Origin of the sequence: Inhella sp. (assembly GCF_041912635.1) — a bacterium.
In the GTDB taxonomy this organism is placed as follows: Bacteria; Pseudomonadota; Gammaproteobacteria; order Burkholderiales; family Burkholderiaceae_C; genus Inhella.
In genome coordinates, this window is record NZ_JAYRMO010000001.1 from 146,365 (window position 1) to 171,575 (window position 25,211).

Annotated in this window: 25 protein-coding genes and 2 tRNA genes; 24 read left to right on the forward strand and 3 right to left on the reverse strand. The window is 66.7% G+C overall.

What is annotated here, in order from left to right; genetic code table 11:
* Positions 1-69: 69 nt before the first annotated feature.
* The 17 genes from ndk (at position 70) to ACE3QP_RS00740 (ending at position 16,204) form a co-directional block, all read left to right on the forward strand.
* A complete protein-coding gene (ndk, locus tag ACE3QP_RS00660; protein ID WP_198111393.1) occupies positions 70-495 on the forward strand; it encodes a nucleoside-diphosphate kinase in 426 nt (141 codons plus the stop codon).
* A 5-nt stretch (positions 496-500) separates the two neighbouring features.
* Positions 501-1,625, forward strand: coding sequence for a 23S rRNA (adenine(2503)-C(2))-methyltransferase RlmN (rlmN, locus tag ACE3QP_RS00665; protein ID WP_374432736.1), 1,125 nt, complete (start codon positions 501-503; stop codon positions 1,623-1,625).
* A gap of 35 nt (positions 1,626-1,660) precedes the next feature.
* A complete protein-coding gene (pilW, locus tag ACE3QP_RS00670) occupies positions 1,661-2,428 on the forward strand; it encodes a type IV pilus biogenesis/stability protein PilW (RefSeq protein ID WP_374432737.1) in 768 nt (255 codons plus the stop codon).
* On the forward strand, positions 2,425-3,357 hold the full coding sequence (locus ACE3QP_RS00675; protein WP_374432738.1) for a helix-turn-helix domain-containing protein: 933 nt from the start codon (positions 2,425-2,427) through the stop codon (positions 3,355-3,357). Before pilW ends, ACE3QP_RS00675 begins: the two co-directional genes overlap by 4 nt.
* Positions 3,358-3,362: 5 nt before the next feature.
* On the forward strand, positions 3,363-4,637 hold the full coding sequence (ispG, locus tag ACE3QP_RS00680) for a flavodoxin-dependent (E)-4-hydroxy-3-methylbut-2-enyl-diphosphate synthase (RefSeq protein WP_374432739.1): 1,275 nt from the start codon (positions 3,363-3,365) through the stop codon (positions 4,635-4,637).
* A complete protein-coding gene (gene hisS, locus ACE3QP_RS00685; protein WP_374432740.1) occupies positions 4,634-5,932 on the forward strand; it encodes a histidine--tRNA ligase in 1,299 nt (432 codons plus the stop codon). Before ispG ends, hisS begins: the two co-directional genes overlap by 4 nt.
* A gap of 39 nt (positions 5,933-5,971) precedes the next feature.
* Positions 5,972-6,637, forward strand: a complete 666-nt coding sequence (locus tag ACE3QP_RS00690) for a YfgM family protein (RefSeq protein WP_374432741.1) — start codon at positions 5,972-5,974, stop codon at positions 6,635-6,637.
* Complete coding sequence (gene bamB / locus ACE3QP_RS00695) at positions 6,634-7,758, forward strand: outer membrane protein assembly factor BamB (protein WP_374432743.1); 1,125 nt, start codon at positions 6,634-6,636, stop codon at positions 7,756-7,758. Before ACE3QP_RS00690 ends, bamB begins: the two co-directional genes overlap by 4 nt.
* 7 nt (positions 7,759-7,765) lie before the next feature.
* On the forward strand, positions 7,766-9,100 hold the full coding sequence (der, locus tag ACE3QP_RS00700; protein WP_374432744.1) for a ribosome biogenesis GTPase Der: 1,335 nt from the start codon (positions 7,766-7,768) through the stop codon (positions 9,098-9,100).
* A 77-nt stretch (positions 9,101-9,177) separates the two neighbouring features.
* Positions 9,178-9,414 carry an RNA chaperone Hfq gene (gene hfq / locus ACE3QP_RS00705; RefSeq protein WP_198111402.1) on the forward strand — a complete coding sequence of 79 codons (237 nt, stop codon included), beginning with the start codon at positions 9,178-9,180 and terminating at the stop codon, positions 9,412-9,414.
* Between the two features lie 43 nt (positions 9,415-9,457).
* Positions 9,458-10,660, forward strand: coding sequence for a GTPase HflX (gene hflX, locus ACE3QP_RS00710; RefSeq protein WP_374432746.1), 1,203 nt, complete (start codon positions 9,458-9,460; stop codon positions 10,658-10,660).
* Positions 10,661-10,678: 18 nt separating this feature from the next.
* Complete coding sequence (gene hflK, locus ACE3QP_RS00715; protein ID WP_374432748.1) at positions 10,679-11,911, forward strand: FtsH protease activity modulator HflK; 1,233 nt, start codon at positions 10,679-10,681, stop codon at positions 11,909-11,911.
* Between the two features lie 18 nt (positions 11,912-11,929).
* A complete protein-coding gene (gene hflC / locus ACE3QP_RS00720; protein ID WP_374432749.1) occupies positions 11,930-12,826 on the forward strand; it encodes a protease modulator HflC in 897 nt (298 codons plus the stop codon).
* Positions 12,827-12,830: 4 nt separating this feature from the next.
* Positions 12,831-13,016, forward strand: a complete 186-nt coding sequence (locus ACE3QP_RS00725; protein ID WP_374432751.1) for a DUF2065 domain-containing protein — start codon at positions 12,831-12,833, stop codon at positions 13,014-13,016.
* Between the two features lie 55 nt (positions 13,017-13,071).
* Complete coding sequence (locus ACE3QP_RS00730; RefSeq protein WP_374432753.1) at positions 13,072-14,229, forward strand: ATP phosphoribosyltransferase regulatory subunit; 1,158 nt, start codon at positions 13,072-13,074, stop codon at positions 14,227-14,229.
* Between the two features lie 57 nt (positions 14,230-14,286).
* A complete protein-coding gene (locus tag ACE3QP_RS00735; protein ID WP_374432754.1) occupies positions 14,287-15,624 on the forward strand; it encodes an adenylosuccinate synthase in 1,338 nt (445 codons plus the stop codon).
* A 58-nt stretch (positions 15,625-15,682) separates the two neighbouring features.
* Complete coding sequence (locus ACE3QP_RS00740; RefSeq protein WP_198111408.1) at positions 15,683-16,204, forward strand: phosphoribosyltransferase; 522 nt, start codon at positions 15,683-15,685, stop codon at positions 16,202-16,204.
* Positions 16,205-16,319: 115 nt separating this feature from the next.
* On the opposite strand, the gene ACE3QP_RS00745 is transcribed toward ACE3QP_RS00740, so the two are convergent.
* A tRNA-Leu gene (locus tag ACE3QP_RS00745) sits at positions 16,320-16,404 on the reverse strand.
* A 199-nt stretch (positions 16,405-16,603) separates the two neighbouring features.
* Positions 16,604-16,688 (reverse strand) — tRNA-Leu (locus tag ACE3QP_RS00750).
* 52 nt (positions 16,689-16,740) lie between these two features.
* On the opposite strand from ACE3QP_RS00750, the gene rnr reads away from it, so the two are divergent.
* Positions 16,741-18,924 (forward strand): ribonuclease R, encoded by a 2,184-nt coding sequence (gene rnr / locus ACE3QP_RS00755; protein ID WP_374432756.1) that lies wholly within the window; start codon positions 16,741-16,743, stop codon positions 18,922-18,924.
* A 3-nt stretch (positions 18,925-18,927) separates the two neighbouring features.
* Here rnr and ACE3QP_RS00760 read toward each other — a convergent pair whose 3' ends face one another.
* On the reverse strand, positions 18,928-20,418 hold the full coding sequence (locus ACE3QP_RS00760; RefSeq protein ID WP_374432757.1) for an NAD(P)H-hydrate dehydratase: 1,491 nt from the start codon (positions 20,416-20,418) through the stop codon (positions 18,928-18,930).
* Between the two features lie 164 nt (positions 20,419-20,582).
* Here ACE3QP_RS00760 and rpsB point away from each other — a divergent pair, with 164 nt between their 5' ends.
* The 6 genes from rpsB to ACE3QP_RS00790 all read left to right on the forward strand — a co-directional run bounded on the left by rpsB (position 20,583) and on the right by ACE3QP_RS00790 (position 25,209).
* Entirely contained in the window at positions 20,583-21,326 is a 744-nt protein-coding gene (gene rpsB, locus ACE3QP_RS00765) for a 30S ribosomal protein S2 (protein ID WP_374432759.1), read from the forward strand.
* A gap of 70 nt (positions 21,327-21,396) precedes the next feature.
* Complete coding sequence (tsf, locus tag ACE3QP_RS00770; RefSeq protein WP_374432760.1) at positions 21,397-22,293, forward strand: translation elongation factor Ts; 897 nt, start codon at positions 21,397-21,399, stop codon at positions 22,291-22,293.
* A gap of 74 nt (positions 22,294-22,367) precedes the next feature.
* Positions 22,368-23,078: a UMP kinase gene (gene pyrH, locus ACE3QP_RS00775; protein WP_374432761.1), complete on the forward strand. Its 711-nt coding sequence runs from the start codon at positions 22,368-22,370 to the stop codon at positions 23,076-23,078.
* 18 nt (positions 23,079-23,096) lie between these two features.
* Positions 23,097-23,657, forward strand: coding sequence for a ribosome recycling factor (gene frr, locus ACE3QP_RS00780; protein ID WP_198111414.1), 561 nt, complete (start codon positions 23,097-23,099; stop codon positions 23,655-23,657).
* On the forward strand, positions 23,657-24,382 hold the full coding sequence (gene uppS / locus ACE3QP_RS00785) for a polyprenyl diphosphate synthase (RefSeq protein WP_374432763.1): 726 nt from the start codon (positions 23,657-23,659) through the stop codon (positions 24,380-24,382). Before frr ends, uppS begins: the two co-directional genes overlap by 1 nt.
* Positions 24,376-25,209: a phosphatidate cytidylyltransferase gene (locus tag ACE3QP_RS00790; RefSeq protein WP_374432765.1), complete on the forward strand. Its 834-nt coding sequence runs from the start codon at positions 24,376-24,378 to the stop codon at positions 25,207-25,209. The genes uppS and ACE3QP_RS00790 overlap by 7 nt, the downstream gene beginning before the upstream one ends.
* Positions 25,210-25,211: the final 2 nt, after the last annotated feature.

Below are 25,211 nucleotides of genomic sequence, written 5' to 3' on the forward strand. Positions count from 1 at the left end.
TGACGGAGGCCATGGCCCTGCACCTACAATCGCGGGCTTTGCCGAATTGCCAGTAAAAGGAGAAACCCCATGGCCATCGAACGTACCCTGTCCATCATCAAGCCCGACGCCGTCGCCAAAAACGTCATCGGTCAAATCCTGGCCCGCTTCGAAGGCGCCGGCCTGAAGATCGTTGCCGCCAAGATGGTGCACCTGTCGCGCGCCGAGGCCGAGGCCTTCTACGCCGTGCACAAGGCTCGCCCCTTCTTCAACGATCTGGTGAACTTCATGATTTCCGGCCCGGTGATGATCCAGGTGCTGGAAGGCGAAGGCGCGATCCTGAAGAACCGCGACCTGATGGGCGCCACCGACCCGAAGAAGGCCGAGAAGGGCACCATCCGTGCCGATTTCGCCGACAGCATCGACGCCAATGCCGTGCATGGCTCCGACGCTGCCGAAACCGCTGCCGTGGAAGTGGGCTTTTTCTTCCCGGGCATGAACGTCTACAACCGCTGATGGTCATGACGGCAACCAATCTGCTCGGGTTCGACCTGGAGGGCTTGGTTGCCTATTGCGAAGGGCTGGGTGAAAAGCGCTTTCGCGCCGTTCAGCTCTTTCGCTGGATTCACCAGCGCGGGGTCGCCGACTTCGCGCAAATGAGCGATCTGGCCAAGTCCCTGCGCGACAAGCTGGCCCAGAACGCTGAAGTCAGCGCGCTGCGCGTGCTGTCCGAGCAGCGCTCGGCCGACGGCACCATCAAGTGGTTGTTCGACGTCGGCAATGGGGACGCCGTCGAGTCCGTCTACATCCCCGAGGACGACCGCGCCACGCTGTGCATTTCCTCGCAAGCCGGCTGTGCGGTCGGCTGCCGCTTCTGCTCTACCGGCCACCAGGGCTTCAGCCGCAACCTCAGCACGGCCGAGATCGTGGCGCAGCTGTGGTTTGTCGAGCATCTGCTGCGCGGCGAGGGCAAGGCGCGCGACCAGAGCGGCCGCGTCATCAGCAACATCGTCATGATGGGCATGGGCGAGCCGTTGCAGAACTACGCGGCCCTGGTGCCGGCGCTGCGGACTTTCCTTGATGACCATGGCTATGGCCTGTCGCGCCGCCGCGTGACGGTGTCCACCTCCGGCGTCGTGCCGATGATCGACCGCCTGCGCGAGGATTGCCCGGTGGCGCTGGCGGTGTCGCTGCACGCCCCCGACGACGCGCTGCGCGACCAGCTCGTGCCGCTGAACAAGAAGTACCCGATTGCCGAGCTCCTGCAGTCCTGCCAGCGCTATCTGGAAGCCGCGCCGCGCGACTTCATCACCTTCGAGTACTGCATGCTCGACGGCGTGAACGATGCGCCCGAGCAGGCCGAACAGCTGGTCAAGCTGCTCAAGGGCAAGGTGCCCTGCAAGCTCAATCTGATCCCGTTCAACCCTTTCCCGGCCTCCGGCCTGAAGCGCAGCCCGCGTGAACGCGTGCTGGCTTTTGCCGAGGTGCTGATCCGGGCCGGCATCGTGACCACGGTGCGCAAGACCCGGGGGGATGACATCGACGCGGCCTGCGGTCAGCTCGCCGGTGAGGTGCAGGACCGCACCCGCGCCGAGCAACGCATGACGCGCGCTCCGGTGGTGGTGCACCGCCGGCCCAGCTCCTGAAGAATCGCGATCCCAGTCCACTGCGAAGGCTGCCCATGCTGCGTGTGCTTCTAGCTGCCAGTTGTCTGACCGTTCTAGCCGCCTGCGCCCAGCAGCAGGCTCCGCGCGAACCGCGCACCGAGGTGGACGCCAATGAGGTGGAGCGCCGCGCGGCGATGCGCATCGAACTGGCTGGCGGCTACCTGGCGCGTGGCCAGTACAACGTCGCGCTGGACGAAGTCAAGCAGGCCTTGGCGCTGCGCCCAGACACCCGCGAAGGCCTGAACCTGCGCGCGCTCATCCTGGCCGCGATGGGCGAGACGAGTGCCGCCGAGGAAGGCTTCCGTCGCATCCTCAGCCTCTACCCGAACGACCCCGACACCCTGCACAACATGGCCTGGATGGCCTGCCAGCAGCGGCAATGGGAACAGGCCTTCAGCCGCTTTGACGAGGCGCTCAAGCAGCCCAGCTACCGTGCGCCTGCGCGCAGCTGGCTGGCCAAAGGCGTCTGCGAGCTGCGCGCCGAACGACTGGAGGCGGGCGAGCGCAGCCTGATGCGGGCCTTCGAGCTTGACCCGGGCAACCCGAACATCAACTTCACGCTGGCCGACCTGCTGCTGCGCACCAACCAGCTGGAGCGGGCGCGCTTCTACGCGGCACGGGTGAATGCCAGTGCCGCCAATGCGCAAAGCCTCTGGCTGGCCGCGCGCATCGAGCAGCGCCTGGGCAACCGGCCGGGCACCGCCGAGTGGGGCCAGCGCCTGCTGCGCGAGTACCCGCAAGCCGCGGAAGCCCAGCTGTACCGCGACGGACGCTTCGAATGAGCGAGCAACACGCTGCTGCCGGCGCCGGCGCGCGGCTTGCTGCGGCCCGCAAGGCGCGTGGCCTGAGCCTGGCCAGTCTCGCGGCCCAGTTGAAGGTCTCCGAGGCACGGCTGGCCGCGCTGGAGGCTGAGCGTTGGTCCGAACTGCCCGACGGGCCCTACGCCCGGGGCCTGGCCACTTCGTTCTGCCGGGCTCTGGGCCTGGACCCCAAGGACGTGCTGCACCTGATGCCCGGCGCGGCGCCAGTGGCCCTGGAGAAGGTGGCCGAGGGCATCAACCGCCCCTTGCAACTGCATCCGCGCCAGCGCCTGCAGGCCTCCGGCCCCTTGCTCTTGCTGCTGATGCTGCTGCTTGCCGTGGCGGCCGCAGTGGCCTTCTGGCCGCAGGGGCGCAGCCTGCCCTGGTCCTTCTCCGCCCAGACGGCCGAGGCTGATGCCGAGCCGGTCCGGATGGTTGAGGCGCCGTCGGTTCCGCTGCCTGTCAGTGTGCCCGCCAGTGCTAGCGCGGCAGCCGCGCCGTTGCCCCGGCCGTCCAGCGCAGTGGCGTCGGCGGCCTCTGCGGCTGCCGCGGTTGCTGCGGCGGCTTCGGTACCCGCCGCAGCGGCCCCACCCAGTTCCGCACCGCTTCCCCAGGCGGTGCCGGTGGTGCTTGCGCAAGGCGTCGGTCCGGCGCCCGCCACGGCAGCAGAAGCGGCCTTGCTGACCGTGGTGGCGCGCGAAGAAACCTGGGTCAGCATTTCCGATGCCCGGGGCGCCAGCCTGGTGGCGCGCGTGCTGACGGCGGGCGAGCGCTTGCAGCTGGAGGCGCCGGCGGCGCCGCTACGCGTCGTGCTGGGCAATGCGCCCGGCGCCGAATTGAACTGGCGCGGCCAGAGCCAGGACCTGGCGCCCTTCCACGCCGTGCGCGTGGCCCGCCTGACCTTGAACTGAGCGCCATGAATTTGCAGCAGCCTTCCGGGGCCATCCTCGGCCTTCCCATTCCTGCCCGGCGCAGCCTGCAGGCGCGCGTGCGCTGGGGTGAGCGCCTGGTGACGATCGGCGGCGACGCCCCGGTGCGCATCCAGTCCATGACGAACACCGACACGGTGGATGTCATTGGCACCGCCATCCAGGTCAAGGAGCTGGCGATCGCCGGTTCGGAGCTGGTTCGCATCACCGTCAACACCCCCGAAGCCGCCGAGGCCGTGCCGCACATCCGCGAGCAACTGGACCGCATGGGCATCGACGTGCCCTTGGTGGGCGATTTCCACTACAACGGCCACCGCCTGCTGAGCGAGTTCCCCGCCATGGCGGCAGCCTTGAGCAAGTACCGCATCAACCCCGGCAATGTCGGCAAGGGCGACAAGAAGGACCGCCAGTTCGCCCAGATGATTGAGGCCGCGCTCCAGCACGACAAGGTGGTTCGCATCGGCGTCAACTGGGGCAGCCTGGACCAGGAGCTGCTGGCCGGCCTGATGGACGAGAACGCCCAGCGCGCCCAGCCCTGGGAGGCCAGTTCGGTGATGTATCAGGCGCTGATCGATTCGGCGCTGCAGTCTGCCGCTTACGCGGTGGAGCTGGGCATGGACCCGGGCCAGGTCATCATCAGCTGCAAGGTCAGCGGCGTGCAGGACCTGATCACCGTCTACCGTGAGCTCAACCGCCGCACCCGCCACCCGCTGCACCTGGGCCTGACCGAGGCCGGCATGGCCACTAAGGGCACGGTGGCGTCCACGGCAGCGCTGTCGGTGCTGCTGCAGGAAGGCATTGGCGACACCATTCGAGTGAGCCTGACGCCACAGCCGGGTGAGGCGCGCACGCAGGAAGTGGTGGTGGCCTCCGAGATCCTGCAAGCCCTGGGCCTGCGCACCTTCAACCCGAGCGTCACCGCCTGCCCCGGCTGCGGTCGCACCACCAGCACCACCTTCCAGGAGCTCGCCAAGCAGATCGACGACTTCCTGCGCGAGCAGATGCCGGTCTGGCGCGCTCGCTACCCCGGGGTGGAGAAGCTCAAGGTCGCAGTGATGGGCTGCATCGTCAACGGCCCGGGCGAGAGCAAACATGCCGACATCGGCATCAGCCTGCCCGGCACGGGCGAGGCGCCGGCTGCGCCCGTCTTCATCGACGGCGAAAAGGCCATGACCCTGCGCGGCGAGGGCATCGCCCGCGAATTCCAGACCCTGGTCGAGAACTACATCGAGCGCCGCTTTGGCGCCACCGCATCCGCATGACTGAGCAGAAGAAGCCCGAGCCCCTGAAGGGCGTCAAGGGCATGAACGACACCTTTGCGCCCGCCTCCGGCCATTGGGAATGGCTGGAGGCGCAGATGCGCGATTTGCTGCGGTGCTACGGCTACCGCAATGTGCGCACGCCCATCGTCGAGCCCACGGCCCTGTTCGTGCGCGGCATCGGCGAGGTCACCGACATCGTCGAGAAGGAGATGTACACCTTCACCGACAAGCTCAACGGCGACGAGCTGGCGCTGCGCCCCGAGATCACCGCCGGCCTGGTGCGCGCGGTGATCGAGCACAACGCCTTGTATGACGGCGCGCTGCGCATGTGGTCGATCGGCCCGGTGTTCCGCCACGAGCGCCCGCAGAAGGGCCGCTACCGCCAGTTCCACCAGCTGGACGTCGAGGCCATGGGCTTTGCCGGGCCGGATGTGGATGCCGAGCTGATCCTGCTCAGCCGGGCGCTGTGGCAACGCCTGGGCCTGAAGGTGGGTGAGGACATCCAACTGGAGCTCAACAGCCTGGGCGAACCGGCCGAGCGTGCCGCCCATCGCGCGGCGCTGATCGCCTACCTGGAACAGCACCAGGCGCTGCTGGACGAGGACGCGCGCCGCCGTCTGCACACCAACCCCTTGCGGGTGCTGGACACCAAGAACCCTGCCATGCAGGCACTGGTGGACGCCGCGCCCAAGCTGCTGGACTTCCTGGGCCCCGAGTCGCTGGCGCACCTGAATGCGGTGCGCGCGACGCTGGACGCCGCCGGTCTGGCTTACACCATCAACCCGCGCCTGGTGCGCGGCCTGGACTACTACAACCGCACGGTGTTCGAGTGGGTCACGCCGCACCTGGGCAGCCAAGCCACCGTGTGTGGCGGCGGCCGCTACGACGGCCTGATTGCCCAGCTCGGCGGCAAAGGCGCGCCGGCGGTCGGTTTCGGCCTCGGCATGGAGCGCCTGCTGCTGTTGCTTGAGGCCCTGAACCTGCTGCCGGGCGAAGACGCACCCGACGCCTATGCCGTGTTGCCCGACGCGGCCGCGCTGCCCCAGGTGCTGCCGGTCCTGGAGGCGCTGCGTGCCGCCGGGCTGGCGGTGCAGATGCACGCCGGGGGCGGCAGCATGAAATCGCAGTTCAAGCGCGCCAACGGCAGCGGGGCCCGCTACGCCCTGGTGTTCGGTGGGGATGAGCTGGCGCGCGGCGAAGTCGCCATCAAGCCCCTCCGAGATGAGGGCGCCCCCCAGTTCAGCCGTGCCTTGGGCCAGGCTGCCCAATGGGCGTCCGAGCTCCGGACCGCATAATCCCGCCGCTTTTTCCGCCCGACTTCACCGCGACCCGCCATGGCCACGCTCGACCTCCAAGAACAAGAACAACTCGACAACCTCAAGGCCTTCTGGCAGCGCTGGGGCAACCTCATCACCACCCTGGTCACGCTGGCCCTGCTTGCCTTCGCGGGCTGGAACGGCTGGACCTGGTGGCAGCGTGAGCAGGGCCTGAAGGCCAGCCTGCTGTACGACGAGGTCGAGCGCGCCGCCGAAGCCAAGGACGTCGACAAGACCCTGCGCATGTGGCAGCAGATGAAGGATCAGATGCCGCGTGCCACCTTCACGGCCCATGCGGCGCTGCTGACGGCACAGGTGGCCTTCGACGGTGGCAAGGCCGATGCCGCCCTGGGCGCGCTGGAGTGGGCGGCCGAGCAGGCCAAGCCCCAGGCCTTGCAGGAACTGGCGCTGCTTCGACTGGCCGCCGTGCACCTGGAAGCCAAGCGTTTTGCGCCGGCCGAAGCCGCGCTGGCGCGCATCCAGTCCACGGCCTACGCCGGCCTCGTGGCTGACAAGCGCGGTGATCTGGCCCAGCTCCAGGGGCAGGCCGACAAGGCGCGCGAGCACTACCAAGCCGCCTTTCTGGCCTTGCCGAAGGAGCAGCCCTACCGGCAACTCGTCGAGGCCAAGCTGACCGCCCTGGGCGTGGACACCAGCAGCCTGACGGCCAAGGAAACCAAGTGAAGCCGATTTCTCGCGCCCTGTTGGCGTTGCCGCTCAGCCTGGCGCTGGGGGCCTGTTCCCTGTTTGGCAGCGATGCCCCGAAGCCCACGCCCCTGCAGGCGGTCAGCCCGAGCTTGGCCGGACGCGTGGTGTGGAGTGCGCGCATCGGTGATGTCGATTTCCCCCTGCAAGTGGCGGCCACGGCCGAGCGATTCGTCGTGGCCGACAGCGGCGGCCGTGTGCTGGCCTTGCGCGCCCAGGATGGCGCTGAAGTCTGGCGCGGCGATGTCGGCGCCAAGTTGATGGCGGGTGTGGGCAGCGATGGCCGCTGGGCCGCTGTCGTCACGCGCGACCAGGACCTGGTGGTGTTGGATGCCGGCCGTGAGATCTGGCGCAAGCGCCTGGCCGCGCCGGTGCACACCGCGCCCTTGGTGGCCGGCGAGCGCGTGTTTGTGCAGAGCGTGGACCGCGCCGTGCAGGCCTTCGACGTGCTGGACGGCCACCGCCTGTGGGAGCTGCGCCGCCCGGGCGATGCGCTGCTGCTGGCCCAGCCCGGCGGCCTGGCCGCCTTCAAGGACACCCTGGTGGTGGGGCAGGGCGCCCGGCTTGCGGGGGTGGACCCGCTGCGCGGCATCCTGCGCTGGGAGGCCAATGTGGCGAGCCCGCGCGGCACCAATGAGGTCGAACGCCTGGCCGATGTGGTCGGGCCGCTGGCCCGCGCCGGCGACTTCCTGTGCGCCCGAGCCTTCCAGTCGGCGGTGGGCTGCATCAATGCCCAGCGCGGCAGCCTGGTGTGGAGCCGCCCGAGCGCCGGCGCCAAGGGCGTGACGGCGGACAGCAAGGCCGTGATCGGCTTTGACGCCGTGGACCGGCTGACCGCCTGGCGCACCGAGAACGGTGAAACGCTGTGGAGCAACGAGGAATACCAGCACCGCCAGCTGAGCGCCCCGCTGCTCAGCGGCACGAGCCTGGTGTTTGGTGACCTGGAAGGGCAGGTGCACTTCCTGGCGCGGGACACCGGCAAGATCCAACTGCGCGTGTCGACGGGCGGTAGCCCCATCGCCGCCGGCCTGGTGCAATCCGGCACGACCCTGCTGGCAGTGGCGCGCAACGGCGGCGTGCACGCCCTGCGCCTCGAATAAGGCTCAGATGAAACCCGTCATCGCCCTGGTGGGGCGCCCCAATGTGGGCAAGTCCACGCTGTTCAACCGCTGCACCAAGAGCCGCGATGCCATCGTGGCCGACTATGCCGGCTTGACGCGGGACCGCCATTACGGTGATGGCCGCATCGGCCGGCGCGAGTTCATCGTTATCGACACCGGTGGCTTCGAGCCGACGGCCGAGACCGGCATCGTCAAGGAAATGGCCAAGCAGACGCGTCAGGCCGTGGCCGAGGCGGATGCCGTCATCTTCGTCACCGATGTGCGCGCCGGCATCTCGGCGCAAGACCATGACATCGCCTCCTACCTGCGCACCTCCGGCAAGAAGGTGCTGCTGGCGGTGAACAAGGCCGAAGGCATGAAGGATGCGCCGGCGCTGGCGGAGTTCTACGAACTCGGCATCGGTGAGCCCATCCCCATCTCCGCCGCGCACGGCCAGGGCATCCGCAGCCTGCTGGAAGCCGCGCTCGAAGCCTTCGAGGAGCCGCCCGAGGAAGACGAGGCCGAGCAGGGCGATAAGCCCATTCGCCTGGCCGTCGCCGGCCGTCCGAATGTCGGCAAGAGCACCTTGATCAATGCCTGGCTTGGTGAGGAGCGCCTGGTGGCCTTCGACATGCCGGGCACGACGCGCGACGCCATCAGCGTGCCCTTCGAGCGCGACGGTCGCAAGTTCGAGCTGATCGACACTGCCGGCCTGCGTCGCAAGGGCAAGGTGTTCGAGGCGATCGAGAAGTTCTCGGTCGTCAAGACCCTGCAGGCCATTGCGGACGCCAATGTGGTGCTGCTGCTGGTCGATGCGACCCAGGGTGTGTCCGACCAGGATGCCCACATCGCCGGCTACATCCTCGAATCGGGCCGCGCGGTGGTCATCGCCATCAACAAGTGGGATGCGATCGACAGCTACCAGCGTCAGATGCTGGAGCGTTCGATCGAGGCGCGTCTGTCCTTTCTGAAGTTCGCGCCGCTGGTGCACATCTCGGCGCTGAAGCGGCAGGGCCTGGGGCCGCTGTGGAAGGCGCTGGCCGAGGCCCATTCGTCGGCGTTTAAGAAGCTCAGCACCCCGGTGCTGACGCGGCTGATCCACGAGGCCGTGCAGCACCAGCAGCCGCAGCGTGTGGGCGCCTTCCGACCCAAGCTGCGCTATGCGCACCAGGGCGGCATGAACCCACCGATCGTCGTCGTGCACGGCAACTCGCTGGAGCATGTCAGCGATTCGTACAAGCGCTATCTCGAGGGGCGCATCCGCACCCATTACGGGCTGACCGGCACGCCGATGCGCATCGAAATGCGCTCGGGCAGCAACCCCTTCGACAACGAATCTTGACCCTGTCGAGCGGGCAGGGCTGGGGCCTGTGTTAAGGTGCCGCGGCACTGCCCACCACAACCAACACGGAGCATATCGTGAGCAATAAAGGCCAACTGCTGCAGGATCCCTTTCTGAACCTGCTGCGCAAGGAACATGTGCCGGTGTCGATCTACCTCGTCAACGGCATCAAGCTGCAGGGCCAGATCGAATCCTTCGACCAGTACGTGGTGCTGCTGCGTAACACGGTGACCCAGATGGTCTACAAGCACGCCATCTCCACCGTGGTTCCCGGTCGCGCGGTGAACTTCCACCCCAGCGACGCCGGCGCCTGAGCCGCGTGCTGAACTCCGCGGGCCCGCGCCCGCGGCGCATCCTTTGAACGACACCTTCATCGCCGACCCAGCCCGTGTGGTGCTGGTCGGTGTCGACTTCGGGCGTGACCCCGACTTCGACGACAGCCTGGACGAACTGGCCTTGCTGGCCGGAACCGCCGGGGATCAGGCCGTGGCGCGTGTGATCGCCCGGCGCAAGGCGCCCGACGCCGCCCTCTTCGTGGGCAGCGGCAAGGCCGACGAAATCAAGGCCCTGGTGCTGGGCGAGCGCGCCGAAGCGGTGCTGTTCGATCAGGCCCTCTCGCCCATCCAGCAGCGCAACCTCGAAAACCACCTCGGCGTGCCGGTCTCGGATCGCACCGCCCTGATTTTGGAAATCTTTGCCCAGCGGGCCCGCAGCCACGAGGGCAAATTGCAGGTCGAGTTGGCCCAGCTCCAGTACCTGGCCACGCGGCTGGTGCGGCGCTGGTCCCACCTGGAGCGTCAGCGCGGCGGCATTGGCGCGCGCGGTGGCCCGGGCGAGCGCCAGATGGAACTGGACCGCCGCATGATCGACGAGCGCATCAAGCAACTGAAGCTGCGCCTGAAGAAGGTCGAACGCCAGCGCAACACGCAGCGCAAGGCGCGCGCGCGGGGCGGGCAACTGCGCGTCTCGCTGGTGGGCTACACCAATGCGGGCAAGTCCACGCTGTTCAATGCCCTGACCAAGGCCGACAGCTATGCCGCGGATCAGCTGTTCGCGACGCTGGACACCACCACGCGGGCGCTCTACCTCGGTGGGGACAACGGCGGCGCGTTGCTGTCCGATACCGTGGGCTTCATCCGCGACCTGCCGCACAAGCTGGTGGAGGCCTTCAAGGCCACGCTGCAGGAAGCTGCCGATGCCCACCTGCTGCTGCATGTGATTGACTGCGCCTCACCCAAGCTGCTTGAGCAGTGGGCCGAAGTTGAACGCGTTCTGAGCGAGATCAATTGCGCCGATACACCGCAGATCGTGGTGTTCAACAAGCTGGATCGCCTGCCCGACGTGGCGCGGCCGCGTCGCCTGGTGGATCAGGTACAGCGGCCCGACGGCAGCCGCGTCTTGCGGGTTTTCGTCAGCGCCTACAGTGGCGAGGGGCTGCCGGAATTGCGTGCAGCCCTGGCCGCAGTGGCGCGTGGCGATGATGCCGCCCAAGCCTTGAGTTTGGTCGCGCAGCCCCCAGCTCTGATTGACACTGCGGTCCTGCCTCTTCCGCACCCCTGAATACCAACCGGTGATTGCATGACGGACCGTCTCTACGAGCCCGCCCCCCACCTCCTGGCCCGCTTGCAGCGCACGCTGCGAGGGGTGTTCGCCCAGCAGGAAGGCCCCCCCGATCTGGATGAACTGTGGCGCGATTTCAAGCGCAAGCTGGGCAATCTGCTGCCCGGTGGTGGGGCCAATGGTCCGCGCCGGCCGGATGCCCCACCGCCCGATGCACGTGCCGCGGGGGTGGGCGTCGGCTTGATCCTGGGCGTCGTGGCGCTGGGCTGGCTGGGCAGCGGCTTCTTCATCGTGCAGGAAGGGCAGCAGGCCGTCGTCACCTCGTTCGGCAAGTACGACAAGACGGTGGAGGCTGGCTTCCAGTGGCGTCTGCCTTATCCCTTCCAGGCGCACGAAACGCTCAGCGTGACCCAGTTGCGCTCGGTCGAGGTGGGGCGCAACAGCGTGGGTTCGGCCACCGGCCTGCGCGACTCCTCCATGCTGACGCAAGACGAGAACATCGTCGACATCCGCTTCACGGTGCAATACCGGCTGAAAGATGCACGCGAGTTCCTGTTTGAGAACCACAAGCCTGATGAAGCGGTGCAGCTCGCGGCCGAGTCGGCCGTGCGTGAGATCGTCGGTCGCTCCAATATGGATTCGGTGCTCTATGAGCAGCGCGATGCGATTGCCAATGACCTGGCCAAGTCGGTACAGGCGCAGCTGGACCGCTTGAAGGCGGGCATCCTGGTAGTGAGCGTGAACATGGGCAGCGTGCAGGCGCCCGAACAGGTGCAGGCGGCCTTCGACGACGCCTTCAAGGCCGGCGCGGACCGCGAGCGCGAGAAGAACCTGGGCGAGGCTTACGCCAACGACGTCATCCCCAAGGCCAAGGGCACGGCCGCCCGACTGATGCAGGAGGCCGAGGCCTATCGGGCGCGTGTCGTCGCCGTGGCGGAAGGCGATGCGCAACGCTTCCGTGCCGTGCTGGCCGAGTACCAGAAAGCGCCCGGCGTCACGCGGGACCGCCTCTACATCGACACCATGCAGCAGGTCTACGCCAACGTCAGCAAGGTGATGGTGGACGCGCGCACGGGCTCCAACCTGCTCTACCTGCCGCTCGACAAGTTGCTCGGCTCGCCGCAGCCGGCGGCGACCGTCGCGGCGCCGCAGGCGGTCACCCTGCCGCCCGCCACCGACAGCAGCCAGACCGTGAACATCGATGTGCGCTCGCGCGACGGCCAGCGCTCGCGCGACCGTGAAGGTCGCTGAGTCGGCCAAGGACACGCCATGAACCGAATCATTTCCGTGCTGTTTGGTGCCCTGGTGGCCCTGCTGGTTGCGAGCTCCACGTTGTTCATCGTGGATCAGCGCCAGTTCGCCGTCGTCTATGCACTGGGCGAGATCAAGGAAGTCGTCACCGAACCGGGCTTGAAATTCAAGCTGCCGCCGCCTTTCCAGAACGTGGTCTACATGGACCGACGTATCCAGACGTTGGACAGCCCGGTCTTCCCGCCGATCTTCACGGCCGAGAAGAAGAGCCTGGTGATCGACTGGATGGTGAAGTGGCGTATCAAGGATGCCAAGCAGTTCATCCGCAACAGCGGTGCCACGCTGACCCAACTGGAGGCGCGCCTGAGCCCGATCGTCCAGGCGGCGCTGAACGAGGAGGTCACCAAGCGCACCGTGCGTGCCGTGCTGTCCACCGAGCGCGAAGGTGTGATGCGCGATGTTGCCAAGCGACTTGAGGCGGACATCAAGCCCTTCGGCATCGAAATCGTGGATGTGCGCATCAAGCGCGTGGATTTCGCCGCCGGCATCACTGATTCGGTCTATCGCCGCATGGAATCCGAGCGCAAGCGTGTAGCCAACGAACTGCGCGCGACCGGCAGCGCCGAGGCCGAGAAGATCAAGGCCGATGCCGACCGGCAGCGTGAGGTCATCGTGGCCGAGGCTTATCGCGATGCGCAAAGCATCAAGGGCGAGGGCGATGCCAAGGCCTCGGCCCTGTATGCCGAAGCCTTTGGGCGTGATCCTCAATTCGCTCAGTTCTATCGCCAGCTTGAGGCGTATCGCAAGAGCTTCCAGAACAAGAGCGACGTGATGGTGGTTGATCCGTCGTCGGAGTTCTTCAAGGCGATGCGCAACGGTGGCCCGGCGCCGGCCGCTGCGCCGGCGCGCAAGTAGTCAGATGTGGGAGGTTCTGGGTCTGGCCTTGGGCCTGACCCTGATCCTGGAAGGCCTGTTGCCTTTGCTGAGCCCGGGGCAGTGGCGCGCCATGTTCACGCGCCTCACGCAACTGCAGGACGGTCAATTGCGCTTTGTCGGCCTTTGCAGTGTGGTCCTAGGTCTGCTGACTCTGCTGTTGTTGAGCTGAGCCTTCTGCGGGTCGACCCGTAGAATGCCGTTTTTAACCCCCCGGCGTTTTTTGCATGAGTTCAGCATGGCTGCTGCCTGAGCACCTGGCCGATGTCTTGCCAGCCCAGGCGCGTCGTATCGAAGAGCTGCGGCGCCAACTGCTGGACCTGGCGCGCAGCTATGGCTGTGAATTGGTGGTTCCGCCTCTGCTGGAGCACCTGGATTCGCTGCTCAGCGGTCACGGACAGGCGCAGGATCTGCGCACCTTCAAGCTGGTGGACCAGCTCTCGGGCCGTTCCTTGGGCGTGCGGGCGGACATGACCCCGCAGGTGGCGCGCATTGACGCCCACCTGCTGAACCGCAAGGGCGTGACTCGCCTGTGCTATTGCGGCTCGGTGGTGCACACCCGGCCCAGCAGTCCGCTGGCCTCACGCGAGCCTCTGCAGTTCGGGGTCGAGGTGTACGGCCATGCCGGGCTGGAGGCCGACCTCGAAGTGATCGAGCTGGCGCTCGACGCACTCGAAACGGCCGGCCTGGGATTGCCACTGCTCGACCTCGGGGACGCGCGCCCGCTGCAGGCCCTGCTGGCCGGTGTGCCGCGGCCCGAGCAAGAGGCCATCCGGGTGGCCATGAACGTGCGCGATCCGGTGGCGCTGCAGGCCGCCAGTGCCGCCTTGCCTTCCGAGCACGCGCAAGCCTTGCGGCAGTTGTTGGAACTGGATGGTGGGCCGGAAGTGCTGGCGCTGGCGCGCCGCACCTTGCCCGACAGCCCGCAACTGCGTGCCGCGCTGGCGGATTTGGAGTGGTTGATCGACCACTTGCAGCGCACGCATCCGAGCCTGCGCATCAGCCTGGACCTGGCCGCGCTGGTGGGCAACGACTACTACACCGGGGTCTGCTTCAGCGCCTTCGTGGACGGCCAGCCCCAGGCCCTGGCACGCGGTGGGCGGTATGACGAGGTTGGCGCCGCCTTTGGCCGCCGCCGGCCGGCGGCGGGCTTCAGCTTGGACCTGAAGGCGCTGGTCCAGGCCGTGCCTGCCGGCGAACTGCGCGCAGCGATCCGAGCGCCCTGGGGCGAGGAGGCCGCGCTGCGCCAGACCGTCCGCAGGTTGCGGCAAGAAGGTGAAACCGTGGTCTGTGTACTGCCCGGCCACGAGGACGAGGGCGAGGAATACGCTTGCGACCGCGAACTGGTGTTGCAAGACGGTCAGTGGTCTGTGCGGTCGCTCTGAGCGGCCATTCCAGGCGATCCAAGTTGCGCGGGCCACCTGCCCGCATGGGAAACAGCAATGAATGCAAGCAAGTCGGTGACCGGGCGTCACGTCGTGGTGGTGGGCACCCAGTGGGGTGATGAAGGCAAGGGGAAGGTGGTCGACTGGATGACCGACCATGCCCAGGGCGTGGTGCGTTTCCAGGGCGGCCACAACGCCGGCCACACCTTGGTCATCAAGGGCGTGAAGACCGCGCTGCAACTGATCCCTTCGGGCGTGATGCGCGACGGCGTGGTCTGCTACATCGGCAATGGTGTGGTGGTCGATCCGACCCACCTGCTGTCCGAAATCCAACGCTTGGAAGCTGCTGGCGTGGAGGTTCGTTCGCGGCTGCGCATCAGCGAGAACTGCCCCATGATCCTGCCCTTCCATGTGGCGGTGGACAAGGCGCGCGAAGCCCTGCGGGAAAGCAGTGGCAGCGGCAAGATCGGCACCACGGGCAAGGGCATCGGCCCGTCCTACGAGGACAAGGTGGCGCGACGCGCACTGCGCCTGCAGGACCTCAAGCATCCTGAGCGCTTCGCCAAGAAGCTGCGCGAACTGCTGGAACTGCACAACACCATGCTGGTGGGATATCTGAGGGCCGAAGCATTGGCCTTCGAGCCCATCTACGAGCAGGCCATGGCACTCGCCAGTCAGGTCACCCCGCTGCTGGCGGACGTCGGCTATCTGCTGCATCAAGCCCATCTGCGCGGCGACAACCTGTTGTTCGAAGGTGCCCAGGGCACGCTGCTGGACATCGACCACGGCACCTACCCCTACGTCACCTCCAGCAACTGCGTGGCGGGCAATGCGGCCGCCGGCGCTGGGGTGGGGCCGCAAATGCTGCAGTACATGCTGGGCATCACCAAGGCCTATGCCACCCGCGTGGGCAGTGGCCCGTTCCCTACCGAACTGGAGTGGGAGAAAGAGGGCACGGTGGGTCACCACTTGTCCGTCGTCGGCCAGGAGCGTGGCACGGTGACGGGGCGTGCCCGCCGCTGCGGCTGGCTGGATGCAGCCGCGCTCAAGCGCTCGATGATCATCAACGGCATCACGGGCCTGTGCCTGACCAAGCTGGACGTGCTGGACGGACTGAGCGAGGTCAAGATGGCCGTGGGCTACAAGCTGAATGGCCAGACCACCGACATCTTGCCGTTGGACCCGGATGAGATCGCCGCTTGTGAGCCGATCTACGAAAGTTTCCCGGGTTGGACCGAAACGACCTTCGGTGCCACCGCTTGGGATGCTTTGCCGGCCAATGCGCGTGCCTACCTGCGCCGCATCGAAGAGGTGATCGGTGTGCCGATTGCGATGGTGTCCACCGGCCCGGATCGCGAGCACACCATCGTGCTGCAGCATCCGTACAAGGCCTGAGGCGCCCGGCTGGGCGCCCGTCAGAATCCCCCAACCCTTTGGCACCGAAAGGCCTTCCATGCTGACCGATGACGGCAAGCACCTCTACGTTTCCTGGGACGAGTACCACCTGCTGGTGGAAAAGCTGGCGCTGAAAGTGCACGCGTCGGGCTGGGAGTTCGACCAGATTCTTTGCCTGGCGCGTGGCGGCCTGCGCCCGGGCGATGTGCTGTCGCGTGTGTTCGACAAGCCGCTGGGCATCATGTCCACCAGCTCGTATCGCGCCGAAGGCGGCACGATCCAGGGCCGCCTGGACATCGCCAAGTACATCACCATGCCCAAGGGTGAACTGGCCGGGCGGGTCCTGCTCGTTGACGACCTGGCCGACTCGGGCGTGACGCTGAATGCCGTGGTAGAGAGGCTGCGTGCGACGCCCGCAATCACCGAGTTGCGCTCTGCGGTCATCTGGGTGAAAGGGGTGTCGACCTATACCCCCGACTACTACGTCGAGATGCTGGAGACCAGCCCTTGGATCCATCAGCCTTTCGAGGAGTACGACAACCTCCGCCCCGAAGCGCTGAAGCGCAAGCTGTCCATCTGAGGACATCGGCACGGGCCCCGCGGGGCCCGTCCCTCTATGTGGCACCAATCGCCCGATGTGCGTATCCGTCGACCCAAAGCAAAAGGCCAGAGCGAAAGCGCTGGCCTTTTATGTTTGGTGCCCAGGAGAGGACTCGAACCTCCACGGAGTTACCCGCTAGTACCTGAAACTAGTGCGTCTACCAATTCCGCCACCTGGGCTTCGCTGCAATCGATCAACTGCAGGAAAGACTGCAACTATAGCATCAAATTCTTGGAATGCAACACCCTTCGGATGGATTTGCATCCCGCCACGGCGCCCCATTGGCTGGGTCGCTCACGTTGTGATGCTGGCCCGGAATGGAAGGGAAAACGCGAGACAAAGAAAAAGGCCAGCGCTTTCGCGCTGGCCTTTAGCATTTGGTGCCCAAGAGAGGACTCGAACCTCCACGGAGTTACCCGCTAGTACCTGAAACTAGTGCGTCTACCAATTTCGCCACCTGGGCTTCGCTACAGTCAAGTGACTGCAGGAAAGACAAGGACTATACCATCAAAAAAATGAAACTCACAAGTGCTGCCGAGACTCCGGTTGCACCCGGCCTGCTGCAAGAGGTCAGCGGCATTCTTCAAGGACATCGTGACGGGCACGGTTTCGTGCTGCTGCAAGGGCAGGGTCCCGATCTCTACATTCCCTCCAATGAGATGCGTGCCGCGCTCCACGGCGATGAGGTGCGCGCGCGGGTGGTGCGCATCGACAAGCGCGGTCGTCCGGAGGGGCGCATTCTGGAGATCCTGAATCGGCGCAACCGCCCCCTCATCGGCCGCCTGCTGCTGGAGTCTGGTGTGTGGCTGGTGGCCCCCGAAGACAAGCGGCTCAGTCAGGACATCCTGATCCCCAAGTCTGGAACCGCGCAGGCGCGTCCCGGTCAGGTCGTGGCGGTGGAATTGACCGAGCCGCCGACCCTGTACGCGCAGCCGGTCGGGCGCATCACCGAAGTGCTGGGCGATATCGACGATCCCGGCCTGGAGATCGAGATCGCGGTACGCAAGTACGAGGTGCCCCATGTGTTCTCGGCGGAGACCCTGGCGCAGGCGGGCAAGCTCCCCGAAAAGCTCCGCGCCACGGATCTGAAGGGGCGGGTGGATCTGCGCGATGTGGCGCTGGTGACCATCGACGGTGAGGACGCGCGCGATTTCGATGATGCGGTGTACTGCGAGCCGCATGGTCGCAAGGGTGGATGGCGCTTGCTGGTGGCGATTGCGGATGTCAGCCACTACGTCAAGCCCGGCGAGGCGCTGGATGGCGACGCTTTCGAGCGAGCCACCTCGGTCTACTTCCCGCGACGCGTCATTCCGATGCTGCCGGAGAAGCTCTCCAACGGACTGTGTTCTCTGAACCCTGAGGTCGAGCGACTCTCGCTGGTATGCGACATGATCGTCAGCGCCGAGGGCGAGACCGAGGCTTATCAGTTCTACCCGGCGGTCATTTGCTCGCACGCGCGCTTCACCTACACCGAGGTGGCGGCGATCCTGGCCAACACGCGCGGGCCCGAGGCCCAGCGCCGCGACGAGCTGGTGCCGCATCTGCTGCACCTGCACGGTGTCTACAAGGCCTTGCTGGCGGCCAGGGCCCGGCGCGGTGCGGTTGATTTCGATACGCCGGAGACGCAGATCATTTGCGACGAAAACGGTCGCATCGAGCGCATCGTGCCGCGTACCCGCAACGAGGCCCACCGGCTCATCGAAGAAGCGATGCTGGCTGCCAATGTGTGTGCGGCGCAGTTCATCGAGCAGGCTGAGCACCCGGCGCTCTTCCGGGTGCACGAAGGCCCGACCGAGGAAAAGCGGCAGACCCTGATGGCGGCCCTGCGCTCGCTCGGCATCCAGGCGAACCTGCCCGAAAAGCTCAAGCCGGCTGATCTGCAGTCGCTGGCGCAGGCGACGCGTGAACGGCCGGATGCCCCCCAGGTCCACATGCTGTTGCTGCGCTCGATGCAGCAGGCGCTCTACACGCCCTACAACAACGGCCACTTCGGCCTCGCGTACGCGGCGTATACCCACTTCACCAGTCCGATCCGGCGCTACCCGGACTTGCTGGTGCACCGGGTCATCAAGTCTTTGCTTGCCGGCAAGCGTTTTGTGCTGTCCGGGGGCACCGCGCGGGGCCGCCAAGCGCAGGCGGCAGCACTCGGTGCGTGGGAACAGATCGGTTTGCACTGCAGTGCCAATGAGCGTCGGGCGGATGAGGCGTCGCGCGATGTCGAAGCCTGGCTCAAGTGCCGCTATATGCGGGACCGCCTGGGCGAGGACTATCTGGGTCAGGTGACCTCGGTGGCCCCCTTCGGTGTGTTCGTGCAGTTGGAAAACCTGTTTGTCGAGGGGCTGGTGCATGTGACTGAGCTCGGCGGCGAGTACTTCCGCTTCGACGAGGCGCGCCAGGAGCTTCGTGGCGAGCGCACCGGTATTCGCTACGGCTTGGGGGCGCGCCTGCATGTGCAGGTGAGCCGGGTGGATCTGGACGGGCGCCGGATCGAGTTCAGGCTGTTTCAGCAGGCCGAGGGCAAGCCCAGCAGCAAGAGCCGCGCGCGTGACCCTGCCGAGCCCACGGCGGTGCAGCGGCTCAAGGAGGTCGAGCAGGAGTCGCGTGCGCTCAAGCGCGCGCGTACGGAGCGCACCCCGTCTGCAGAAGGGCGCAAGGCGGCGCCCGGCGCACGCAAGGCGGCCCGCAAGAGCCGTCGCTGAGCCTCAGGGGTGCAGCTGGTGCATGCGCTGCACCAGCTGGCTGGCTGGCAAGGGGGCGCTGCCCTGGGGTAGTTGGTCAGCGGCGAGCCCATGCCAGGCAGCGGCCAGTGCCGCCAGGCGCTGCGGGTCGGCCGAGGGCGCCTGCGCCCACAGGCCGCCCAGCCAGCCGGCGAGCACGTCGCCAGTGCCTGCGCTCGCCAGTGCGCCATGTCCGGTGGTGTTGATCAGCGGCCGCTGGCCAGGGCTGGCAGCGACGGTGCCGGAGCCCTTGAGCAGAACGGTGCAATTCAGCCCTTGTGCCAACGCCTGGGCCCAGTGCAGGCGGTCGGCCTGCACCTCTGCCACCGTGGTTTGAAGCAGGCGCGCGGCTTCAAGGGGGTGGGGGGTCAGGATGGTGCGGGCGCCTCGGCCAGCGCGCTGCTGCAACTGGGTGCGCAGGCCGGCATCGGCAGCCAGGCTGTTCAGGGCGTCGGCGTCGAGCACCAAATGTTGGTGGCAATCAAGCAGTGCCGCCAGGCGGTCTGCTTGGCCCTCGCCCCAGCCGCAGCCTGCCACGAGGCAGCTGCCTATGGGCGGACCTTCCGCGGGCAGGGCTCGCAAGATCAGCTCGGGTTGAATGCTGTCGGCTTCGAGGCGGCCGTCGAGGTAGACCCGTCCTGCCCCCGCATGCAAGCCAGCTCGCGCGGCCAGCATGGCGGCGCCTGGCATGGCGCCGCCCAGTACCCAGAGGTCGCCTTGGCGGCCCTTGTGCGTGCCGTGGCTGGATTGCGCGCGTGGCGAGAGGGCGCGCCAGCCGGCAACCAGTTCGCTGCCGACCAGTTCGGCCACGGCAGATTCGGCCTCGAAGGATGCGCCCAGCTCATCCAGCCAGACGCGCCCGGCAAGCGCACGCCCGGCGCCGGTGAAAAGGCCGGGCTTGGCGCCCAGGAAGGTCAGGGTGTCGGTGCACGCGGCGGCGCCCCAATCGCGCCCGGTGTCGGCTTCCAGGCCACTTGGCAGATCGAGCGCCAGCTTTCGGGCCGGGTGCTGGGCCAGTGCGCGCAGGCAATGCGCCAACTCGCCAGCGGGGGCTGAGCGCAGGCCGATGCCCAGCAGGGCGTCCAGTACCAGCTCTGCCTGGGTGGATGGCTGCGGCTCGCTGGAGATGGGCACGCCCGCGGCGCGAGCACGCGCCATGGCGCCGCGGTGGTCTGCGCTGCGGCTTTCGCCGCCGATGGCGTGGGCGGTCACCGGCACACCCCAGCGATGCAGGTGCCAGGCGGCCACCCAGCCGTCGCCACCGTTGTTGCCGGGCCCGCAGAGGACCGACACCTGTCCCGCGCCCGGACAGAGTGCCCGCGCCAGGCGGGCGGCCGAAAGGCCGGCGCGCTCCATCAGCAACGAAGGCTGGGGGCAGGGCGCCGCCGCGCACGCCTCCAGGCGGCGCGTGGCCGCGGCGTCGAAGGCGAGGAGGGTTCCGCTCAGTGGCAGCAGCGCGCGCGGGGGCTTGTTCATGAATACGGCTATACTCTTTCGGTTTCGCGCGGCACACCGCTGCGTCAAGACGTCCTCAACCTCGTGGTATTCGCGGTAATTCGCGAGCCGGGCACCGAATGGTGCCACCGCCCTTTCGGGCCGGTGGTCTAGCCCGGCTTCAGACCCAACCTTCGGAGACTCTTATGTCCGTCACCATGCGTGAAATGCTGGAAGCCGGTGTCCATTTCGGCCACCAAACCCGCTTCTGGAACCCCAAGATGGCCCCGTACATCTACGGCCATCGCAACAAGATTCACATCATCAACCTGGAAAAGAGCCTGCCGGCCTTCCAGGAAGCGCTGAAGTTCGTGCGCCAGCTCTCCAGCAAGCGCGGCAACATCCTGTTCGTCGGCACCAAGCGCCAGGCTCGCGAGATCGTCGCCCTGGAAGCACAGCGCGCCGGCATGCCCTTCGTTGAGCAGCGTTGGCTCGGCGGCATGCTGACCAACTTCAAGACCGTCAAGGGTTCGCTGAAGAAGCTCAAGGACATGCAGGCTGCCAAGGAAGCCGGCACCGAATCGAAGATCAAGAAGGAAGCCTTGATGTTCGATCGCGAGATCGCCAAGCTGGAAAAGAACATCGGCGGCATCCAGGATATGGGCGCCCTGCCTGATGCCCTGTTCGTCATCGACGTGGGTTACCACAAGATCGCCGTGGCCGAGGCCAAGAAGCTGGGCATCCCTGTGATCGCCGTGGTGGACACCAACCACTCTCCCGAGGGCATCGACTACGTCATCCCCGGCAACGACGACTCGGCCAAGGCCGTCGCCCTGTATGCCAAGGCCATGGCAGACGCTGTGCTGGAAGGCAAGGCCAACGCCGGCAACGAGCTGGTGCAGGCTGTGACCACCGGCGACGAGTTCGTCGAGGTCAGCGAAGGCAACTAAGCCTCGCCCCAACGCTTTTCCGAAGGGGGCTTTCAGGCCCCCTTTGTCCAACTGAATTCTGGAGAGATTGATGGCTGCTATCACCGCAAGCATGGTCGCCGAGCTGCGCGCCCGCACCGACGCCCCGATGATGGAATGCAAGAAGGCCCTGACGGAGGCCGACGGCGATCTGGCCCGTGCGGAAGAGATCCTGCGCGTCAAGCTGGGCAACAAGGCTGGCAAGGCCGCCTCGCGCGTGACCGCCGAGGGCGTGATCGCTGCTGCCGTAAAGGGTGATGTCGGTGCGCTGATCGAGATCAACTGCGAAACCGACTTCGTCAGCAAGAACGACGCCTTCCTGGCTTTCACCAATGCGCTGGCCGCCCTCGTGGTTGAGCACAACCCGGCCGACGTGGCGGCCCTGTCGGCCCTGCCGCTGAGCCAGGAAGGCTTCGGCCCGACGGTGGAAGACGTGCGCAAGGGCCTGATCGGCAAGATCGGCGAGAACATGTCGATCCGCCGCTTCCAGCGCTACGCCGGCGCCGGCAAGCTGGCCCACTATCTGCACGGTACCCGCATTGGCGTGCTGGTGGCCTTTGATGGTGACGAGACGGCTGCCAAGGACGTTGCCATGCACGTCGCCGCCATGAAGCCGGTGGCGCTGAGCAGCGCCGATGTGCCGGCCGAGCTGATCGAGAAAGAGCGCAAGATCGCCACCGAGAAGGCTGCCGAGTCGGGCAAGCCGGCCGAGATCGTCGCCAAGATGGTTGATGGCTCGGTGCAGAAGTACCTGAAGGAAGTCAGTCTGCTGGATCAAGTCTTCGTCAAGGCCGCCGATGGCAAGCAGTCGGTCGGCGCCATGCTGAAGGACAAGGCCACCAGCCTGAAGAGCTTCACCCTCTACGTGGTGGGTGAGGGCATCGAGAAGAAGGTTGACGACTTCGCTGCCGAAGTGGCTGCCCAAGTGGCTGCCGCCAAGGGCCAGTAAGCCGCTCCTGCCTTCCTTGCAAAGGGCGCCTGCGGGCGCCCTTTAAACTGGTGAATCCCTCGAAATTGACCGCCATGGCAGCCCACAAACGCATCCTGCTCAAGCTCTCCGGTGAAGCCCTGATGGGCGACGATGCCTACGGCATCAACCGCGCCACCATCGTGCGCATCGTGCGCGAGATCCAGGAGGTCACCCAGCTGGGCACCGAGGTGGCGGTGGTGATCGGCGGCGGCAACATTTTCCGCGGCGTGGCGGGCGGCTCGGTGGGCATGGACCGCGCCACGGCCGACTACATGGGCATGCTGGCCACGGTCATGAACGCCCTGGCCCTGGCCGACACCATGCGCCAGGAAGGCATGACGGCCCGTGTGATGTCCGCCATCGGCATTGAGCAGGTGGTCGAGCCCTATGTGCGGCCCAAGGCCCTGCAGTACCTTGAAGAGGGCAAGGTGGTGGTGTTCGGCGCCGGCACGGGCAACCCCTTCTTCACCACCGACACCGCTGCTGCGCTGCGCGGTGCCGAGATCGGTGCCGAGATCATGCTCAAGGCCACCAAGGTGGACGGCGTCTACACCGCCGACCCGAAGAAGGATCCGAACGCGACCCGCTACACCCGCCTCAGCTTTGACGAGGCCATCACCAAAAACCTGCAGGTGCTGGACGCCACGGCCTTTGCGCTGTGCCGCGACCAGAAGCTGCCGATCCGTGTGTTCAGCATCTTCAAACCGGGTGCTCTCAAGTCCGTGGTGATGGGCCACGACGAAGGCACCCTGGTCCACGTTTGAGTCCAACGAGAGTTCCCCATGAGCACCGCTGACATCAAAAAGAGCGCCGAAGCCAAGATGGCCAAGTCCATCGAGGCCTTCAAGACCGAATTGCAGAAGATCCGCACCGGCCGTGCCCATCCGGGCATCCTGGACCAGGTGCATGTCGACTACTACGGCTCGATGGTGCCGATCTCGCAGGTGGCCAATGTGTCGCTGCTGGATGCCCGCACCATCAGTGTGCAGCCTTGGGAAAAGCCCATGGCGGCCAAGATCGAGAAGGCCATCCGTGAGTCGGACCTGGGCCTGAACCCGAGCAGCCAGGGCGACCTGATCCGCGTGCCGATGCCGCCGTTGTCGGAAGAGCGCCGCAAGGATCTGGTGAAGGTCACCAAGGGCACTGGCGAAGACGCCAAGGTGGCCGTGCGCAACGTGCGCCGTGATGCCAACGAGCATGCCAAGAAGCTGCTCAAGGACAAGGCCATCACCGAGGACGAGGAGCGCCGCCTGCTCGACGAGATGCAGAAGCTCACCGACAAGACCGTGGCCGAGATCGACAAGCTGCTCGCCGCCAAGGAAGCCGAGATCCTGGCCGTCTGATGGGTGCCGCACTGGCGGCCGCCATGCCGCGTCACATCGCCATCGTGATGGACGGCAACGGCCGCTGGGCGAAGAAGCGCTTCCTGCCGCGCTTCTTCGGCCACAAGGCCGGCGTCGATGCCTTGGTTCGCATCATCCAGGCCTGCATCGACCGCCAGGTCGAGCAACTCACCGTCTTCGCGTTTTCGTCCGAGAACTGGAAGCGGCCGACCGATGAGGTCAGTGGCCTCATGGGCTTGGTGCTGGCGGCGGTGAGCCGCTACCTCGTGCGGGTGGGCTCGATGGGTGTGCAGATCCGCATCATTGGTGACCGCGACGCCATCCCCGACAAGCTGCGCAAGGCCTGGGCCGATGCCGAGGCCGCCACGGCGCACAACCGCAAGCTGGTGCTGAATGTCGCCTTCAACTACGGGGGGCGCTGGGACATCGTGCAGGCCTGCCGCAAGGCGATCGCCGCCGGTCTCAAGCCGGAAGAGCTGACCGAAGCCCAACTGGATCGATTCATGGCGATGGCCCATGCGCCCGACCCCGATCTCTTCATTCGCACCGGGGGCGAACTGCGCATCAGCAACTTCCTGCTGTGGCAGTCGGCGTACACGGAGTTCGTGTTTTCGAACTGCCTGTGGCCAGACTTCAATGAGGCGGAACTGGACGCGGCGATCCGGTCGTTCCAGGAGCGCGACCGGCGCTTTGGCGGCGTCAAGCTGGAGGCCCAGTCATGCTGAAACAGCGTGTGATCACCGCCCTGGTGCTGCTGGCCATCCTGCTGCCCGCACTCTGGGCGCCGATGGCCTGGCCCTTCATGCTGTTCGTGTTGCTGGCCATCAGTTCGGCGGGTTGGGAATGGGCGCGACTCAATGGCTGGGAGGGCGCTCGTGCCTGGGGCTTGGGCGGCTTGGTGCTGCTCGGCTTCGGGGCACTGCTGCACCAGCAGCCGGCCTTGCCGGCGACGGTCTGGATCGTCGCTCTGGCGGGCTGGTGCCTGGGCGGCAGCCTAGCTCTGCGGGGCGCGGCGCCGGGCTGGTCGCGTTGGCCGCAGCCGCTGCGCCTGGCGCTGGGGCCCCTGCTGTTGCTGCCGGCAGGTCTGGCCTTGCTGGCCTGGAAAGGGCAGGGGCTGAATGCGCTTCTGTCCACGCTCTGCCTGGTCTGGGTGGCAGACATCGCGGCCTACTTCGGCGGTCGTCGCTTCGGACGCCGCAAGCTGGCGCCGGCCATCAGCCCGGGCAAGAGCTGGGAAGGCGTGTGGAGCGGATTCGTTGGCGTGCTGGTCTTGGCCCTGCTCTGGGTGCTGGTAGTCGACCGCCAAGCTTGGGTGGACGGCCCCAGCTTGTTCGGCCAACTGGTCGGTCGCCATGGTTGGCCACTGGCCAGCCTGGCGCTGGCCTTGCTGACGGCGCTGAGCGTGGTCGGTGATCTGTTCGAGTCCCTGGTCAAGCGGGCGGCGGGTGCCAAGGACAGCAGCCAGCTGCTTCCCGGCCACGGTGGGGTGCTGGACCGTATTGATGCCCTGCTGCCCGTACTGCCAGCTGCGCTGGCGTTGACGACGCTTTGAGT